Source organism: Aeromonas bestiarum (genome assembly GCF_000819745.1).
In the GTDB taxonomy this organism is placed as follows: domain Bacteria; phylum Pseudomonadota; class Gammaproteobacteria; order Enterobacterales; family Aeromonadaceae; genus Aeromonas; species Aeromonas bestiarum.
The window spans coordinates 63,136-79,636 of record NZ_CDDA01000012.1; the positions used below are offsets into that span (position 1 = coordinate 63,136).

Sequence of the window (16,501 nt, forward strand, 5' to 3'; positions counted from 1 at the left end):
ATTTAGCGGGGCTGGTAGGCCTGGGTGAAGGCGTCCTGATGGCGCTGGAACATCCAGCTGCGCAGTTGCTCAAGATCCGGCTTGGCCATCTGGAAGTGCAGTGCCCAGCCCTGTACTCCATTGCGTTGATGGATGTGCCTGACCAGCTCGGCGCAGAGGGGCAGCGGGGCCAGTTCATGAATGAGCAGGGTGCCGCTGAGGGTGGCGCCTATCGTCAGGCCGGCGGGCAAGCCCTCCACCACCAGTCCGTCCAGCGACAGGCTGTGCACCAGACACTCGGTATCGGCCACCTTCAGGCGCGCCTCTTGGTCGAGGCGCCAGGCGCGCAGATGGGGATAACCCAGTTCCTTGATGACGGGCGCGGCGATACGCGGTTCGACGAAGCCATCGTCCCCCTGGGTGAAGCGCAGCGGAAAGCGGAGTTGATGCCCGGCGAAGCGGGCTTCGAGCACCAGTTGATCGGCGCGTTGCAGCAGTCCGAGCAAGGGGGTGGCGAGATAACCGCTCAGGGATTGTCCGGCGGCCGTCTCCTGACTGCTCCCCAAGTCCCGTAACATGGCCAGTTCATCTTCGGTGAGAATCTGATGGTGATCCATAGCGGGGTATCCACGAGTATTCATCGCAGGTTAAGGGCCTGGAGACTACTTTGGCAAGCGACTTGGGAAGAAGGGAAATGAAGGAAAGAGCGAGGCTCTTTCCTGTTACTTGCGGGGCAGTTGGATTTTCGGCTCGTTGGCCTGACGGTAGATGGTCAGCACGTGGCCGATGCTCTGTACCTTGACCGCGCCGGTTTCACGGACGATTGCATCCATAACCAGCTGTTTCATCTCACGATCTTCAGACGCAACCTTAACCTTGATCAGCTCGTGGTAGTTCAGGGCCAGATCGATCTCGGCCAGTACGCCTTCGGTCAGACCATGTTGACCCAGCAGGACAACGGGCTTCAGACTGTGGGCAAGGCCCTTGAGGTACTGTTTCTGTTTATTGTTGAGAATCATGGCAATTTCTTCATAAGTCAGGGTTGAAAGGGGCGTATTCTACCCCCACTTAGCCCTTAATACTAATAACCCTTGTGGTTTTTTAAAGTCGACAATCATGACCCAGAAAAAACGTTCCCCCAGCTCAAGCCGCTGGTTAAAAGAACATTTCGACGATCAATACGTCAAAAAAGCCCAGAAGTTGGGGCTGCGTTCCCGCGCTGTTTTCAAGATTGATGAGATCCAGGGCAAGGACAAGTTGCTCCGTACCGGCATGACAGTGGTGGATCTGGGAGCGGCCCCGGGTGGCTGGTCCCAGTTTGCCGTTGAGCAGGTGGGTGACGATGGACGGGTCATCGCGTGTGATATTTTGCCGATGGATCCCATTGCCGGTGTCGATTTCCTGCAAGGGGACTTTCGGGAGGAAACTGTACTCGGTGCCTTGCTGGCCCGTGTCGGTCCGGACAAGGTGGACCTGGTCATGTCTGATATGGCGCCCAACATGAGTGGCACCCAGCAGGTGGATCAGGCCCGCGCCATGTACCTGGTCGAGCTGGCGCTCGACATGTGCAACCAGGTATTGCGCAGTAATGGCAGCTTCGTGGTGAAGGTATTCCAGGGAGAGGGATTTGATGCCTATCTCAATGAAATTCGTAAGCTTTTCTCTGCTGTCAAGATTCGTAAACCAGACTCGTCTCGTGCCCGTTCACGAGAAGTCTACATTGTGGCTACCGGTTTTAAACTGTAGTACCCTAACCTTCATCGTTAACTGTCAGTCTGCGAGGTCATTGATTTGAGTGACATGGCGAAAAACCTAATCCTGTGGCTGGTCATCGCCGTCGTGTTGATGTCGGTGTTCAATAGCTTCAGCCCCAGCGATACCACCAGTCGCCAGCTGGACTATTCCAGCTTCGTTAAAGAAGTGACCCAAGAGCAGATCCGTGAAGTGCGGATGGATGGCAAGGTCATTAATGGCGTCAAGCGCACTGGTGAACGCTTCACCACCATCATACCGGCGCCGGATCCCCAGCTGCTCAACGACATGCTCAATCACAATGTCAAAGTGATGGGCGAGAAGCCGGAAGAGCCGTCTTTGCTGACCTCTATCTTCATCTCCTGGTTCCCGATGCTGTTGCTGATCGGTGTCTGGGTCTTCTTCATGCGTCAGATGCAGGGCGGTGGTGGCAAGGGTGCCATGTCGTTCGGCAAGAGCAAGGCTCGCCTGATGAGTGAAGATCAGATCAAGACCACCTTTGCCGACGTCGCAGGCTGCGATGAGGCCAAGGAAGAGGTGAAAGAGCTGGTCGACTATCTGCGCGATCCGAGCAAGTTCCAGAAACTGGGTGGCAAGATCCCCACCGGCGTACTGCTGGTAGGTCCTCCCGGTACCGGTAAGACCCTGCTGGCCAAGGCCATTGCGGGCGAGGCCAAGGTGCCTTTCTTCACCATCTCGGGTTCCGACTTCGTCGAGATGTTCGTGGGTGTCGGTGCCTCCCGGGTGCGTGACATGTTCGAGCAGGCCAAGAAGTCTTCCCCCTGCATCATCTTCATCGATGAAATCGATGCGGTCGGTCGCCAGCGTGGCGCCGGTCTCGGCGGTGGTCACGATGAGCGTGAGCAGACCCTGAACCAGATGCTGGTCGAAATGGATGGTTTTGAAGGCAATGAAGGCGTCATCGTCATCGCTGCCACCAACCGTCCCGATGTACTGGACCCTGCCTTGCTGCGTCCGGGCCGTTTCGACCGTCAGGTCGTGGTCGGTCTGCCGGATGTGCGCGGTCGCGAGCAGATCCTGAAGGTGCACATGCGCAAGGTGCCGTTGGCAGATGATGTCAATGCGGCCCTGATTGCCCGTGGTACTCCAGGTTTCTCCGGTGCCGATCTCGCCAACCTGGTCAACGAAGCCGCCCTCTTCTCCGCCCGTGAGAGTCGCCGAGTGGTTTCCATGGCCGAATTCGAGAAGGCCAAGGACAAGATCATGATGGGTGCGGAACGTCGCTCCATGGTGATGAGAGACTCCGAAAAGGAGATGACGGCTTACCATGAGGCGGGTCACGCCATCATTGGTCGCCTGGTTCCGGATCACGACCCTGTCTACAAGGTCTCCATCATACCGCGCGGTCGTGCGCTGGGTGTGACCATGTACCTGCCCGAGCAGGATCGCTGGAGCCACTCCAAGCAGCACCTGGAGTCCATGATCTCCAGCCTGTACGGCGGTCGTTTGGCAGAAGAGCTGATCTACGGTGCCGAGAAGGTATCGACCGGTGCATCCAACGATATCGAGCGTGCGACCGACATCGCCCGCAAGATGGTCACCCAGTGGGGCATGTCCGAGCGTCTCGGTCCCATGCTCTATGCGGAAGAAGATGGCGAAGTGTTCCTCGGTCGCAGCATGGCCAAGGCCAAGCACATGTCCGATGACACGGCGCGCGTCATAGACGCCGAGGTCAAGCAGGTCATCGATCGCAACTACGCCCGCTCCAAGCAGATCCTGCTGGACAACATGGACGTGTTGCACACCATGAAAGATGCGCTGATGAAGTACGAAACCATCGACGCCAAGCAGATCGACGATCTGATGGCCCGTCGCGAGGTGCGTGCTCCCAGCAACTGGCATGACGAGCACAGCGACACTCCGCAAGGCGGTGCCACTGTCGCGGCGGATGCCAAACCGGCAGTGACCGACGTGGAGCCGGTGGCGGATGTCGACATCGACAAGGCCAACGATCTCCCGGCCAAATAAATCGTGATGATGCAAACCCCGGGCTGGTCCCGGGGTTTTTCTTTATGTAAATGGAAGCGAAGATGCAGCTAACCAGCAAGGGGCTCAGCCTCTCCCTCGATCGTCCCCATGTGATGGGGATCCTCAATGTGACACCCGACTCCTTCTCCGATGGCGGCAATTTCAATCAGATTGACCGGGCCATGGCCCATGCTCGCCAGATGATCGCCGACGGAGCAACGCTCATCGACATCGGCGGCGAGTCGACGCGTCCGGGTGCCCCCGACGTGAGCGAGCAGGATGAGCTGGACAGGGTGATCCCCGTGGTCGAGCGGATGGTCGCCGAGCTGGATGTGATGATCTCCCTCGATACCTCCAAGGCTGCCGTGATGCGGGAAGGCTGCAAGGCGGGGGCCCACCTCATCAACGACGTGCGGGCCTTGCTCGAACCCGGCGCCCTGGCCGCCGCCGCAGAAGCTGACGTACCCGTGTGCCTGATGCACATGCAAGGCCAGCCGAGAACCATGCAGGCCGAGCCCCACTATGACGACCTGCTGGGGGAGGTGAGGGCCTTCTTCGACGAGCGTATCGCCGCCTGTCTGGCCGCCGGGATAGAGCGCCAGCAGCTGTTGCTGGATCCGGGCTACGGCTTTGGCAAGACGCTGGCGCACAACTATCAACTGCTGGCCTGGCAGGAGAAGTTGCTCGATTACCAGCTTCCGCTCTTGGTCGGTATGTCGCGAAAGTCTATGATAGGCAACCTGCTCGGTCGCTCGGTTGATGAACGGCTGGCTGGCAGTCTGGCCTGTGCGCTCATCGGGATGCAGCATGGCGCCCGTATCATCCGGGTGCACGATGTGCGAGAGACCATGGATGCCCTGCGCGCCGGCTGGATGGTAATGACGGGACAAGATTTCATATCCAAATAAAAAAACGAGAACAGACAATGGCAAGAAAGTATTTTGGCACCGATGGTGTCCGCGGCAAGGTTGGCGAATTTCCGATCACCCCTGATTTTGTGATGAAGCTGGGTTGGGCCGCAGGCAAGGTGCTCTCCAAGAAGGGCACCCGTAAAGTGCTGATCGGCAAGGATACCCGCATCTCCGGCTACATGCTGGAGTCCGCGCTGGAAGCGGGTCTCTCCGCCGCCGGTCTCAAGGCCATACTGATGGGCCCCATGCCCACGCCGGCCGTTGCCTACCTGACCCGCACCTTCCGTGCCGAGGCCGGCATCGTCATCAGCGCCTCCCACAACCCTTACTATGACAACGGCATCAAGTTCTTCTCAGCCGATGGCACCAAGCTGCCTGACGAGGTCGAGATGGCCATCGAGGCCGAGCTGGATCACGAGATCAAGTGCGTCGAGTCTGCCGATTTGGGCAAAGCCGTGCGCATCGAGGATGCGGCGGGTCGCTATATCGAGTTCTGCAAGAGCACCTTCCCCTCCCATCTGAGCCTGGAAGGGCTGAAGATGGTGGTCGACTGCGGCAATGGCGCTACCTATCACATAGCCCCCTCCGTGTTCCGCGAACTGGGCGCCGAGGTGATAGCCATCGGCTGCAGCCCGGATGGCCTCAACATCAACGACGGTGTCGGCTCGACCGCTCCCGATGCGCTGGCGGCCAAGGTGCTGGAGTGCAAGGCCGATCTCGGCGTGGCCTTTGACGGTGACGGCGATCGCCTGGTGATGGTGGACCACACGGGTTACATCATCGACGGTGACGAGATCCTCTACATCATCGCCCGCGATGCGCTGCGCAACGGCCGCCTCAAGGGCGGTGTGGTCGGTACCCTGATGGCCAACATGGGCCTGGAGCTGGCGCTGCAGACCCTGGGCATCCCGTTCGCCCGTGCCAAGGTGGGTGACCGCTACGTGCTGGAGATGATGAACGAGAAGGGCTGGCGTATCGGGGGTGAAAACTCCGGTCATATCATCTGCCTGGATCAGACCACCACAGGGGATGGTATCGTCGCCGCCCTGCAGGTACTGATGGCCATCTGCACCGCCGAGATGCCGCTGGCCAAGCTGCGTTCCGGCATGAGCAAGTTCCCGCAGGTGCTGGTGAACGTCCGTTTTGCCGAGGGCAAGGATCCGCTGGCGGCTGATGCCGTCAACCAGGAAGTGGCCAAGGTGGAACAGGAGCTGGCTGGCCGTGGCCGCGTCCTGCTGCGCAAATCCGGCACCGAACCCCTGATCCGGGTCATGGTGGAAGGTGAGCATGAGCAGCAGGTGCGTGACATGGCACAACGCATCGCTCAACAGGTCGAATCGGCGTTTTAATGAACAAAAGGGGCGGCTTTTTAGCCGCCCTGGTTGTATCTTGTTCAAACGATTCGAAAATTCAAAAATAGCGCTTGTCAGCTGACAATCCTCTGGATATTATCAGCCCCGCTTTCGCAAGGGAGTTGCCGATGGGACATCGCAAGCCGTTTGTAGCCGCCAACTGGAAGTTACACGGTAGTAGGTCGCAGTTAGAGCAGTTTACTGGCCAGTGCCTGCAAGGCATGGATGAGCGAGTAGATGTGGTCTTGTGTCCATCCCATGTGCATCTCGACTTCACGGCCGCTCTGCTCAAGGAGCAGAAGGTGATGAAGTTGGGGGCTCAGAATGTGAGTCAGCACCAGGCTGGCGCTTACACGGGTGAAGTCTCGTGTCAGATGCTGGTTGAGGCAGGGTGTCGTTACGTACTGGTAGGACACTCCGAGCGCAGGCGTCTCTTTGGTGAGACCAGCTTTATCGTCGCAGAGAAGTTTGCGGCAGCCAGAGCGGCAGGTTTGATCCCCATCCTCTGTTTGGGTGAATCAGGCGCGGCGAGGCAGGCGAGAAGAACCTTCGAGGTGATCGCCGAAGAGCTGGACATCGTCATAGAGAAAAATGGCGCGATGGCTTTCGATAATGCTATCATCGCCTACGAGCCGATTTGGGCTGTAGGTACAGGTAAATGCGCCACACCCGAGCAGGCACAAGAGGTTCATTCCTTTATACGTGGTCGCTTGGCGGAGGATACTCCGGTAATAGGTGAGAAAGTTAGAATCATCTATGGTGGGAGCGTGACACCGACCAATGCGAGAGATTTGTTTGCCCAGCCCGACATTGATGGCGGTCTGATTGGTGGAGCGAGTCTCGATGACAAGACGTTTTTAGGAATTGTTGAAGCGGCAAAGGGTGCAAGTTAAATGTACGAAATTCTTTTAGTCGTTTATCTGCTGGTTTCACTGGCTCTGATTGGTCTGGTGATGATTCAGCAAGGTAAAGGGGCTGACATGGGCGCCTCCTTCGGCGCAGGGGCATCGAATACCGTATTCGGCTCCGGTGGTTCAGGCAGTTTCCTGACCCGAACAACAGCAATTTTGGCTACTCTGTTCTTTCTGATTAGCCTGGTGCTCGGCTCTATGTCCAGCAACAAGGTAAAACAGGGTAGTGAATGGGAAAATCTGCAACAAACCCAACAGGTTGAGCAGACCAAAGCGCCAGTAAAGAAAGACACTGACGTTCCCGAATAAGTGAGTTTTGCCGTGGTGGTGGAATTGGTAGACACGCTATCTTGAGGGGGTAGTGCTCTAGGGTGTGCGGGTTCGAGTCCCGCCCACGGCACCAATTAAGTAGTGAGCTCGGGCAACCGGGTATATTATAGTCAGTCAGTCTTGTGTGAAGAGAATGAACTGGCTATAATCTCGCACGATTTCGGACGCGGGGTGGAGCAGCATGGTAGCTCGTCGGGCTCATAACCCGAAGGTCGTCGGTTCAAATCCGGCCCCCGCAACCAAATTTCACGCATTTCCTACGCTCAGGAAGGCGGTCGCTGCGAGGCGACAATCAGGGTAAAGCGCCAAGCCCCGATTTGACATCGGGGCTTTTTGTTATGTGCGATTTACTCTGAATCGATCTCTATCTGGGCTTTATGCCCTTTTTTTGTTTTTCGGAGGGTGACTTTGGCTACGTTGGAACAACGTTTGACCGATCTGCTCGAGGCTCCGGTCGTTGCCTTGGGTTTTGAACTTTGGGGTATTGAGTTTATCCGCGCGGGTAACCACTCCACTTTGCGTGTCTTTATCGACGGCGAGAATGGTGTGACTGTCGAGAACTGTGCTGAAGTCAGCCATCAGGTTGGCGCCATCATGGATGTCGAGGATCCCATCACAGAAGAATACTTCCTGGAAGTATCCTCCCCTGGTCTGGATCGTCCGCTGTTCAAGGTTGCCCAGTTCGAAAAATACGTTGGCCAAGAGGCGGCGGTGCAGCTGCGGATGGCAACAAATAACCGCCGCAAGTTCAAAGGCGTAATCAAAGCTGTGCAAGGCGACATGATCACCCTGACAGTAGATGGTAAGGACGACGTGTTGGCTTTCACCAATATCCAAAAAGCGAACATAGTGCCGAACTTTGGTTAACGAGGCTATCGGATATGAATAAAGAGATTTTGCTGGTCGTTGACGCAGTATCCAACGAGAAAGCTGTGCCCCGCGAGAAAATTTTCCAGGCTCTGGAGACCGCGCTGGCGACTGCGACCAAGAAAAAATATGAAGGCGAGATTGAAGTTCGGGTCGAAATCGATCGCAAAACCGGTGACTACGATACCTATCGTCGCTGGGTTGTGGTGGCCGATCAGGCTGCAATGGAGAACCCGTACGGTGAAATCACCCTCGAAGCCGCTCAGATCGAGCAGCCCGAGATCCAGCTCGGTGACTATGTAGAAGACCAGATCGACTCTGTGACCTTCGACCGTATCACCACCCAGACCGCCAAACAGGTTATCGTGCAGAAAGTGCGCGAAGCCGAGCGTTCCCAAGTCGTTGACCAGTTCAAGGACAAGGAAGGCACCATCATCAGCGGTGTGGTCAAGAAGAGCAACCGTGACAACGTGATCCTGGATCTGGGCAGCAATGCCGAGGCCGTGATCTTCCGTGACGACATGCTGCCGCGCGAGACTTTCCGTCCGGGCGACCGCATCCGTGGCCTGCTCTACGCCGTGCGTCCCGAAGCCCGTGGTTCCCAGCTGTTCGTCAGCCGTTCCAGCCCGGACTTCCTGAAAGAGCTGTTCCGCATCGAAGTACCGGAAATCGGTGAAGAGATGATCGAAATCATGGGCGCCGCCCGTGACCCGGGCTCCCGCGCCAAGATAGCGGTGAAGACCAACGATCGTCGTATCGACCCGATTGGTGCCTGTATCGGCATGCGCGGTGCCCGTGTGCAAGCTGTCTCCGCCGAGCTGAGCGGTGAGCGTGCCGACATCGTCTTGTACGATGACAACCCCGCCCAGTACGTGATCAATGCCATGGCGCCCGCCGATGTGGCCTCCATCATAGTGGATGAAGACAACCACACCATGGATATCGCCGTGGAAGCCGCCAACCTGGCCCAGGCCATCGGTCGCAACGGTCAGAACGTGCGTCTGGCATCCCAGCTGACCGGTTGGGAGCTGAACGTCATGACCGTTGAGGACATGCGTGCCAAGCACCAGGCCGAGAACGACCGCATCCTGACCCTGTTCACCAGCACCCTCGACATTGACGATGATTTCGCCGGTCTGCTGATGGAAGAAGGCTTCTCTACCCTGGAAGAGATCGCCTTCGTACCGGTCAACGAGCTGCTGGCCATCGATGGCCTGGACGAAGACATGGTTGAAGAGCTGCGCCAGCGCGCCAAGAATGCGCTGACCACCAAGGCTCTGGCCAAAGAAGAATCCTTTGAAGGTGTAGAACCTTCCGAAGATCTGCTCAATCTGAACGGCCTTGGCCGTGACATGGCGTATGCCCTGGCCGCTCGCGGTATCGGCACCCTGGAAGATTTGGCAGAGCAAGGCATCGATGACCTTGCTGATATTGAAGGGCTGACGGCAGAGAAAGCCGGTGAGCTGATTATGGCTGCTCGTAATATCTGTTGGTTCGGAGAAGAGCAGTCTGAGTAAGATCAAACGGAGGAAAATGAATGGCAGAAGTATCAGTCAAACAACTTGCCACTGACATCGACACACCGGTTGATCGTCTTCTCCAGCAGTTTGTCGATGCCGGTATCAGCAAGAGCAAGGCCGACGACATGGTTAGCGAGTCTGAGAAACAGACTCTGCTGACCCATCTGAAGAAACAGCATGGAGGTGACGAGGTCGCCGCACCTGCCCGCATGACCTTGCAGCGCAAGACCAAGAGCACCATCAGTGTTCAGGGGACTGGCGGCAAGAACAAGGAAGTGCAGGTTGAAGTGCGTAAATCTCGCACCTACGTAAGACGCTCGGCGCTGGAAGATGAACAGCGCCAGGCGGAAGCCGAGGAAACAGCGCGTTTGGAAGCAGAAGAAAAAGCTCGTAGCGAGGCCGAAAACAAGGTTCGTCTCGATGCTGAAGAGAAGGCTCGCCGTGAGGCTGAGCAGGCTCGTCGTGAAGCTGAGGAAAAGGCGCGGATCGAGGCACAACAAAAGGCTCGACAGGCTCCACAGCCCGCCAAAGCAGCCAGTAGCACAGCTCAGCAAGAGGCAGAAAAGATGGCCAAGCGCGAAGCAGAAGAACTGAAGCGCCAACAGGATCAAACCGCTTTGCAAAAAGCAGAAGAACTCGCCGCGAAGAAAGCCGAAGAGGCTCGCGTCATGGCGGAACAAAACGGCCCTCGCTGGGCTGAAGAAGAAGCTGCTCGCGCCAAAGAGAGCAGTGACTATCATCTGACCACCAACAAGCATGCGCAAGCCGCAGAAGACGAGTTGGACCGGAAGGAAGAGACCAGCCGTCGTACCGCCGCCGCCGCCGTCAAGGCGCCGAAAAAGGCCGGTCGTCGTGAAGATGATCGCGATTCCCGCAACCCGCGTGCCCGTAAAGGCAAGCGCGGCAAGGTGGCCATGCCCAATGCCATGAAGCACGGCTTCAACAAGCCTGCTGCCGTGGTTAACCGTGACGTCGTCATCGGCGAAACCATCACTGTGGCCGAGCTGGCCAACAAGATGGCCGTCAAGGGCGTGGAAGTCATCAAGGCGATGATGAAGATGGGCGCCATGGCGACCATCAACCAGGTGATCGATCAGGAGACAGCCCAGCTGGTTGCCGAAGAGATGGGTCACAAGGTTGTGTTGCGTCGTGAGAACGAGCTGGAAGAGGCGGTACTGTCCGATCGTGACGAGACCTCCGAAGCCAAGCCGCGCGCACCTGTCGTGACCATCATGGGTCACGTCGACCACGGCAAGACCTCGCTGCTCGACTACATCCGTAAAGCCAAGGTCGCTGCTGGCGAAGCCGGTGGCATCACCCAGCATATCGGTGCTTACCACGTCGAAACCGACAGTGGCATGATCACCTTCCTGGATACCCCGGGTCACGCGGCCTTTACCTCCATGCGTGCTCGCGGTGCCAAGTCGACCGATATCGTCGTTCTGGTTGTTGCTGCCGATGACGGCGTCATGCCGCAGACCATCGAAGCCATCCAGCACGCCAAGGCGGCAGAAGTGCCCATCGTGGTTGCGGTCAACAAGATCGACAAGCCCGAAGCGGATCCGGATCGCGTCAAGACCGAGCTGGCCCGTTACAACGTCATGTCCGAAGACTGGGGTGGCGACAGCCAGTTCGTTCACGTCTCCGCCAAGTCTGGCGAAGGCATCGACGACCTGCTGGAAGCCATCCTGATCCAGTCCGAAGTGCTGGAATTGAAAGCGGTTGTCGATGGCATGGCCAGCGGCGTCGTGATCGAATCCTTCCTGGACAAGGGTCGTGGTCCGGTTGCCACCGTGCTGGTACAAGAAGGTACTCTGCGCCAGGGCGACATCGTACTGTGTGGTCTGGAATACGGTCGTATCCGTGCCATGCGTGACGAGCTGGGTCGTGAAATCAAGGAAGCGGGTCCGTCCCTGCCGGTGGAAATCCTGGGTCTGTCCGGGGTGCCGTCTGCCGGTGATGAAGCCACCGTTGTACGTGACGAGAAGAAGGCCCGTGAAGTGGCTCTCTATCGTCAGGGCAAGTTCCGCGACGTCAAGCTGGCTCGCCAGCAGAAGGCCAAGCTGGAAAACATGTTCGCCAACATGACCGAGGGCGAAGTGTCCGAAGTGAACGTGGTGATCAAGGCCGACGTACAGGGTTCGGTGCAGGCGATTTGCGATGCGCTGGTCCAGCTCTCTACCGACGAAGTCAAGGTCAAGATCGTGGGCTCGGGTGTCGGTGGCATCACCGAAACCGACGCCACTCTGGCTGCGGCTTCCAGCGCCATCCTGGTGGGCTTCAACGTCCGTGCCGACGCCTCTGCGCGCAAGGTCATCGAGTCCGAGAGCCTGGATCTGCGTTACTACTCCGTCATCTATGATTTGATCGACGAAGTGAAGCAGGCCATGAGCGGCAAGCTGGCTCCTGAGTATCGTCAGGAGATCATCGGTCTGGCTGAAGTGCGTAGCGTCTTCAAGTCACCCAAGTTCGGCGCCGTTGCCGGCTGTATGGTTACCGAAGGTGTGGTCAAGCGTTCCAACCGTATCCGTGTTCTGCGTGACAACGTGGTTATCTATGAAGGCGAGCTGGAATCCCTGCGCCGCTTCAAGGATGACGTCAACGAAGTCCGCAACGGTTACGAGTGTGGCATCGCGGTCAAGAACTACAACGACGTACGCGAAGGCGACCAGATCGAAGTTTACGAGACCATTGAAATTCAACGGACTCTGTAAGCCGAGAGTTAGACAAAATAGGGGGCTGCGGCCCCCTTTTATCGCAGGATAGAATATGGCCAGAGAATTCAGCCGGACCAACAGGGTCGGCCAGCAGATCCAGCGTGAAATCGCTCTGATCTTGCAGCGTGAGGTCAAGGACCCGCGCATCGGCATGGTAACCGTCTCGGACGTGGAAGTGTCCAAGGACCTCAACTATGCCAAGGTTTATGTCACCTTCTTGCAGCTGGATATCGATGCCGAGCGCATCGCGGAAGGGCTCAAGGGCCTGACCGAAGCGGCCGGCTACATCCGCAGTCTGCTCGGCAGTGCCATGCGCCTGCGGGTGGTACCCGAGCTGCGCTTCTACTACGACCAGACCCTGGTCGAGGGGATGCGCATCTCCAACCTGGTGTCCAACACAGTGCGTGACGACAAGCGTCGCATGGCCGAAGCCGGCCGTGAAGAAGACGAAGCCGCACCGGATGATACAGAGGATAAAGCCTGAGATGTCTCGTAGACGCCGTTTCAAGGGTCGTGACGTACACGGCATCCTGCTGCTGGACAAGCCGACCGGTCTGACCTCCAACGATGTGTTGCAGAAGGTCAAGCGTATCTACAACGCCGCCAAGGCCGGTCACACCGGTGCTCTGGATCCGCTGGCGACCGGCATGCTGCCGATCTGCCTCGGCGAGGCCACCAAGTTCTCCCAGTATCTGCTGGAAGCGGACAAGCGCTATGAGGTGACCGCCAAGCTGGGCGAGCGCACCAACACCAGCGACTCCGACGGCGAGGTGGTCTCCACCCGGCCGGTGAACGTGGCCGTGGGTACCCTGATCGAGTCGCTGGACCAGTTCCGCGGCCCCATCATGCAGGTGCCGTCCATGTACTCCGCCCTCAAGCACAACGGTCGCCCGCTCTACGAATATGCCCGTGAAGGCATAGAGATAGAGCGCGAAGCCCGCCCCATCACGGTGTTCGAGCTCAAGCTCATCAGCTTTGAAGGGGATGAGGTCAAGCTGGAGGTGCACTGCAGCAAGGGCACCTACATTCGCTCCCTGGTGGACGATCTGGGGGAAGTGCTGGGTTGTGGCGCCCACGTCACCCAGCTGCGCCGCACCCAGGTGGCCAGCTATCCCTATGAGCGGATGCTGACTCTGGAACAGCTCGAGTGCATCTTCGAACAGGCCAAGGCTGAAAGCATCCCGCCACGGGAGCAGCTCGATCCCTTGTTGCTGCCGATGGATACCGCCGTGGCCGCGTTGCCCGAGGTGAACATGCTGGCGGCAGTCGCCGCCTATGTGAACCAGGGTCAAGCCGTGCAGGTAGCTGGCGCGCCGCAAAGCGGCCAGGTTCGCATGACGGTCGGCCCTGAGCGTGAGTTCATCGGGGTGGGCGAGATCGACGACGAAGGGCGGGTTGCCCCCAAGCGTCTGGTGCGCTACCACGACGATCACGACGAGGAGTGATCCTCAGGCGGTATCTGGGCGTCTTTCCCGTTGCGAAAAGTGACGGGGACGATTATGATACCGCCCTCATTTCACGGCTGAATTAGAGATTGGCTGTGAACCTTTAAACACTCTACTTGGAGTAATACCATGTCTCTAAATGCTGAGATCAAAGCTTCCATCGTTGCTGACAACGCTCGTTGCGCCAACGACACTGGCTCCCCCGAAGTGCAGGTTGCCCTGCTGACTGCCCAGATCAACCATCTGCAAGGTCACTTCAAAGAGCACGCTAAAGATCACCACGGTCGTCGTGGTCTGCTGCGCATGGTTTCCCAGCGTCGCAAGCTGCTGGACTACCTGAAGCGTAAAGATGTTCAGCGTTATGCTGCTCTGATCGCCAAGCTGGGTCTGCGTCGTTAATCGACCATCAGATTTCGCGAAAAAGGGGAACCTCAGGGTTCCCCTTTTTTATTGCGCGTCAGGCTGTTGCCGGCTTCACAGAATTTGTGTCACTGCTTACCTTTTGGTTCGAATCAAGTATACTTGCACGCGAATTTAAAGAGCCAAATTGTAAAAAGGAAATTCACGTGAATCCTATTGTAAAGTCATTCCAGTACGGTCAACACACCGTCACTCTGGAAACCGGTGTGATGGCCCGTCAAGCCACTGCGGCCGTAATGGTCAGCATGGACGATACCTGCGTATTTGTGACCGTAGTCGGCAAGAAAGAGGCCGATCACGGTCGCGATTTCTTCCCGCTGACCGTCAACTACCAGGAGCGTACCTATGCTGCTGGTCGTATCCCGGGTGGTTTCTTCCGTCGTGAAGGCCGTCCGAGCGAAGGCGAAACCCTCACCTCCCGCCTGATCGACCGTCCTATTCGTCCGCTGTTCCCGGAAGGCTTCCTCAATGAGGTTCAGGTGGTTGCCACCGTCATGTCCGTGAACCCGCTGGTTTCCCCGGACATAGTTGCCATGATCGGTGCCTCTGCTGCACTGGCCATCTCCGGCATCCCGTTCGGTGGCCCGATTGCCGCGGCTCGCGTGGGTTACATGAACGGTCAGTACGTATTGAACCCGACCACTGCCGAACTGCCCCAGAGCGATCTGGACCTGGTGGTTGCCGGTACCGCCAACGCGGTACTGATGGTGGAATCCGAAGCGGCCATCCTGTCTGAAGAGACCATGCTGGGCGCCGTCGTTTATGGCCACGAGCAGATGCAAGTCGTGATCAACGCCATCAACGAATTCGCCGCCGAGGTGGGTACCCAGCCGTGGGATTGGACCCCGCCTGCGACCAACGAAGCGCTGAAAGCCAAGGTTGCCGAGCTGGCCACCGCCGAGCTGGGTGAAGCCTACCGCATCACCGAGAAGGCCGTGCGTTACGCCGCCATCGGTGCCATCAAGTCCCGTGTGGTTGAGCAAGTGATCGCCTCCGGCGTGGAAGAAGATGCCAAGAAGATCGGCGAAGAGTTCCACAGCCTGGAAAGCCGCATCGTCCGTGGCCGTGTGGTCCGTGGCGAGCCGCGCATCGATGGTCGCGATCCGGAAATGATCCGCGCCCTGTCCGTCGGCACCGGCATTCTGCCGCGCGCTCACGGCTCCGCCCTGTTCACCCGTGGTGAGACTCAGGCCATCGTGGTTGCGACCCTGGGTACCGAGCGTGACGCCCAGAACATCGACGAGCTGGCTGGCCACCGCGCCGACCGCTTCATGCTGCACTACAACTTCCCGCCGTACTGCGTCGGTGAGACCGGCATGATGGGTAGCCCCAAGCGTCGTGAAATCGGTCACGGTCGTCTGGCCAAGCGCGGCGTTGCTGCCGTGATGCCGAGTGCCGCCGAGTTCCCGTACGTGGTGCGCGTGGTGTCTGAAATCACCGAATCCAACGGTTCCTCCTCCATGGCCTCCGTCTGTGGTTCCTCCCTGGCGCTGATGGACGCGGGTGTGCCGATCAAGGCCTCCGTTGCCGGTATCGCCATGGGTCTGGTGAAGGAAGAAGAAGGTTTCGTCGTGCTGTCCGATATCCTGGGTGACGAAGATCACCTGGGCGACATGGACTTCAAGGTGGCCGGTACTACTCAAGGTATCACTGCGCTGCAGATGGACATCAAGATCGAAGGCATCACCAAAGAGATCATGGAGATTGCCCTCAAGCAAGCCCGTGGCGCTCGCCTGCACATCCTGAAGGTAATGGACGAAGCCATCCAGGCGCCGCGTAGCGAGATCTCCGATTTCGCCCCGCGCATCCACACCATCAAGATCAATCCCGAGAAGATCAAGGATGTCATCGGCAAGGGCGGTTCCGTGATCCGCGCGCTGACCGAAGAGACAGGCACCAACATAGAGCTGGATGATGACGGCACCGTCCGCATCTCCGCCGTTGCCAACGAAGCCGCCATGGAAGCCATTCGTCGCATCGAGGCCATCACCGCCGAGATCGAAGTGAACCGCATCTATGAAGGCAAGGTTGTGCGTCTGGCCGACTTCGGCGCCTTCGTCAATATCCTGCCGGGTAAAGACGGTCTGGTACACATCTCCCAAATCACCGATGCCCGCGTGCAGAACGTGGCCGACTTCCTGAAGATCGGTGATGTTGTGAAGGTGAAGGTACTGGAAGTGGACCGTCAAGGCCGCGTGCGTCTCTCCATCAAGGAAGCGAATGCACCGACCGAAGCCGCCGCACCGGTTGCTGACGTGGCCGTTGCCGAAGAGCCGACTGCCGAATAAGGCTGCCGTGCCGTTGCAAA

15 protein-coding genes and 2 tRNA genes are annotated in these 16,501 nt (G+C 58.1%); 15 read left to right on the forward strand and 2 right to left on the reverse strand.

The features are described 5' to 3' along the window. Positions 1–2 precede the first annotated feature (2 nt). Positions 3–596 (reverse strand): hypothetical protein, encoded by a 594-nt coding sequence (locus BN1118_RS06260; protein ID WP_043555046.1) that lies wholly within the window; start codon positions 594–596, stop codon positions 3–5. 105 nt (positions 597–701) lie between these two features. Further along, positions 702–998, reverse strand: coding sequence for a ribosome assembly RNA-binding protein YhbY (gene yhbY, locus BN1118_RS06265; protein WP_042035811.1), 297 nt, complete (start codon positions 996–998; stop codon positions 702–704). 97 nt (positions 999–1,095) lie between these two features. Between yhbY and rlmE the strand changes: the two genes are divergently transcribed. The 15 genes from rlmE (at position 1,096) to pnp (ending at position 16,481) form a co-directional block, all read left to right on the forward strand. Further along, entirely contained in the window at positions 1,096–1,725 is a 630-nt protein-coding gene (rlmE, locus tag BN1118_RS06270; RefSeq protein WP_042866625.1) for a 23S rRNA (uridine(2552)-2'-O)-methyltransferase RlmE, read from the forward strand. A gap of 45 nt (positions 1,726–1,770) precedes the next feature. Next, positions 1,771–3,720 (forward strand): ATP-dependent zinc metalloprotease FtsH, encoded by a 1,950-nt coding sequence (gene ftsH, locus BN1118_RS06275; protein WP_042866624.1) that lies wholly within the window; start codon positions 1,771–1,773, stop codon positions 3,718–3,720. Between the two features lie 62 nt (positions 3,721–3,782). Then, positions 3,783–4,628: a dihydropteroate synthase gene (folP, locus tag BN1118_RS06280; RefSeq protein ID WP_043555047.1), complete on the forward strand. Its 846-nt coding sequence runs from the start codon at positions 3,783–3,785 to the stop codon at positions 4,626–4,628. Positions 4,629–4,645: 17 nt separating this feature from the next. Then, positions 4,646–5,980 (forward strand): phosphoglucosamine mutase, encoded by a 1,335-nt coding sequence (gene glmM / locus BN1118_RS06285; protein WP_043140194.1) that lies wholly within the window; start codon positions 4,646–4,648, stop codon positions 5,978–5,980. A 131-nt stretch (positions 5,981–6,111) separates the two neighbouring features. Then, a complete protein-coding gene (gene tpiA, locus BN1118_RS06290; protein ID WP_043555048.1) occupies positions 6,112–6,876 on the forward strand; it encodes a triose-phosphate isomerase in 765 nt (254 codons plus the stop codon). Continuing rightward, a complete protein-coding gene (gene secG / locus BN1118_RS06295; RefSeq protein ID WP_025326063.1) occupies positions 6,877–7,203 on the forward strand; it encodes a preprotein translocase subunit SecG in 327 nt (108 codons plus the stop codon). It begins immediately after the preceding gene. A gap of 9 nt (positions 7,204–7,212) precedes the next feature. Then, positions 7,213–7,297 (forward strand) — tRNA-Leu (locus BN1118_RS06300). A 92-nt stretch (positions 7,298–7,389) separates the two neighbouring features. Beyond that, positions 7,390–7,466: transfer RNA gene (locus tag BN1118_RS06305), tRNA-Met, on the forward strand. Positions 7,467–7,632: 166 nt separating this feature from the next. Beyond that, complete coding sequence (gene rimP, locus BN1118_RS06310) at positions 7,633–8,091, forward strand: ribosome maturation factor RimP (protein WP_005317527.1); 459 nt, start codon at positions 7,633–7,635, stop codon at positions 8,089–8,091. Positions 8,092–8,105: 14 nt separating this feature from the next. Next, positions 8,106–9,608 (forward strand): transcription termination factor NusA, encoded by a 1,503-nt coding sequence (gene nusA / locus BN1118_RS06315; protein ID WP_043140200.1) that lies wholly within the window; start codon positions 8,106–8,108, stop codon positions 9,606–9,608. 20 nt (positions 9,609–9,628) lie between these two features. Continuing rightward, positions 9,629–12,325: a translation initiation factor IF-2 gene (gene infB / locus BN1118_RS06320; RefSeq protein ID WP_043555054.1), complete on the forward strand. Its 2,697-nt coding sequence runs from the start codon at positions 9,629–9,631 to the stop codon at positions 12,323–12,325. Between the two features lie 55 nt (positions 12,326–12,380). Further along, positions 12,381–12,812, forward strand: coding sequence for a 30S ribosome-binding factor RbfA (rbfA, locus tag BN1118_RS06325; protein ID WP_042866616.1), 432 nt, complete (start codon positions 12,381–12,383; stop codon positions 12,810–12,812). Position 12,813: 1 nt separating this feature from the next. Further along, positions 12,814–13,773 carry a tRNA pseudouridine(55) synthase TruB gene (gene truB, locus BN1118_RS06330; RefSeq protein ID WP_043140204.1) on the forward strand — a complete coding sequence of 320 codons (960 nt, stop codon included), beginning with the start codon at positions 12,814–12,816 and terminating at the stop codon, positions 13,771–13,773. A 129-nt stretch (positions 13,774–13,902) separates the two neighbouring features. Further along, on the forward strand, positions 13,903–14,172 hold the full coding sequence (gene rpsO, locus BN1118_RS06335) for a 30S ribosomal protein S15 (protein ID WP_005317514.1): 270 nt from the start codon (positions 13,903–13,905) through the stop codon (positions 14,170–14,172). A 167-nt stretch (positions 14,173–14,339) separates the two neighbouring features. Next, positions 14,340–16,481, forward strand: a complete 2,142-nt coding sequence (gene pnp / locus BN1118_RS06340; RefSeq protein ID WP_043140206.1) for a polyribonucleotide nucleotidyltransferase — start codon at positions 14,340–14,342, stop codon at positions 16,479–16,481. The last annotated feature ends 20 nt before the right edge of the window (positions 16,482–16,501 follow it).

Excerpts from the sequence above, each read along its gene's own strand:
- infB (WP_043555054.1), top strand. The coding sequence starts at position 9,629 with ATGGCAGAAGTATCAGTCAAACAACTTGCCACTGACATCGACACACCG.
- truB (WP_043140204.1), top strand. The coding sequence starts at position 12,814 with ATGTCTCGTAGACGCCGTTTCAAGGGTCGTGACGTACACGGCATCCTG.
- tpiA (WP_043555048.1), top strand. The coding sequence starts at position 6,112 with ATGGGACATCGCAAGCCGTTTGTAGCCGCCAACTGGAAGTTACACGGT.
- glmM (WP_043140194.1), top strand. The coding sequence starts at position 4,646 with ATGGCAAGAAAGTATTTTGGCACCGATGGTGTCCGCGGCAAGGTTGGC.
- rlmE (WP_042866625.1), top strand. The coding sequence starts at position 1,096 with ATGACCCAGAAAAAACGTTCCCCCAGCTCAAGCCGCTGGTTAAAAGAA.
- rbfA (WP_042866616.1), top strand. The coding sequence starts at position 12,381 with ATGGCCAGAGAATTCAGCCGGACCAACAGGGTCGGCCAGCAGATCCAG.
- secG (WP_025326063.1), top strand. The coding sequence starts at position 6,877 with ATGTACGAAATTCTTTTAGTCGTTTATCTGCTGGTTTCACTGGCTCTG.
- nusA (WP_043140200.1), top strand. The coding sequence starts at position 8,106 with ATGAATAAAGAGATTTTGCTGGTCGTTGACGCAGTATCCAACGAGAAA.
- yhbY (WP_042035811.1), bottom strand. The coding sequence starts at position 998 with ATGATTCTCAACAATAAACAGAAACAGTACCTCAAGGGCCTTGCCCAC.
- BN1118_RS06260 (WP_043555046.1), bottom strand. The coding sequence starts at position 596 with ATGGATCACCATCAGATTCTCACCGAAGATGAACTGGCCATGTTACGG.
- rpsO (WP_005317514.1), top strand. The coding sequence starts at position 13,903 with ATGTCTCTAAATGCTGAGATCAAAGCTTCCATCGTTGCTGACAACGCT.
- folP (WP_043555047.1), top strand. The coding sequence starts at position 3,783 with ATGCAGCTAACCAGCAAGGGGCTCAGCCTCTCCCTCGATCGTCCCCAT.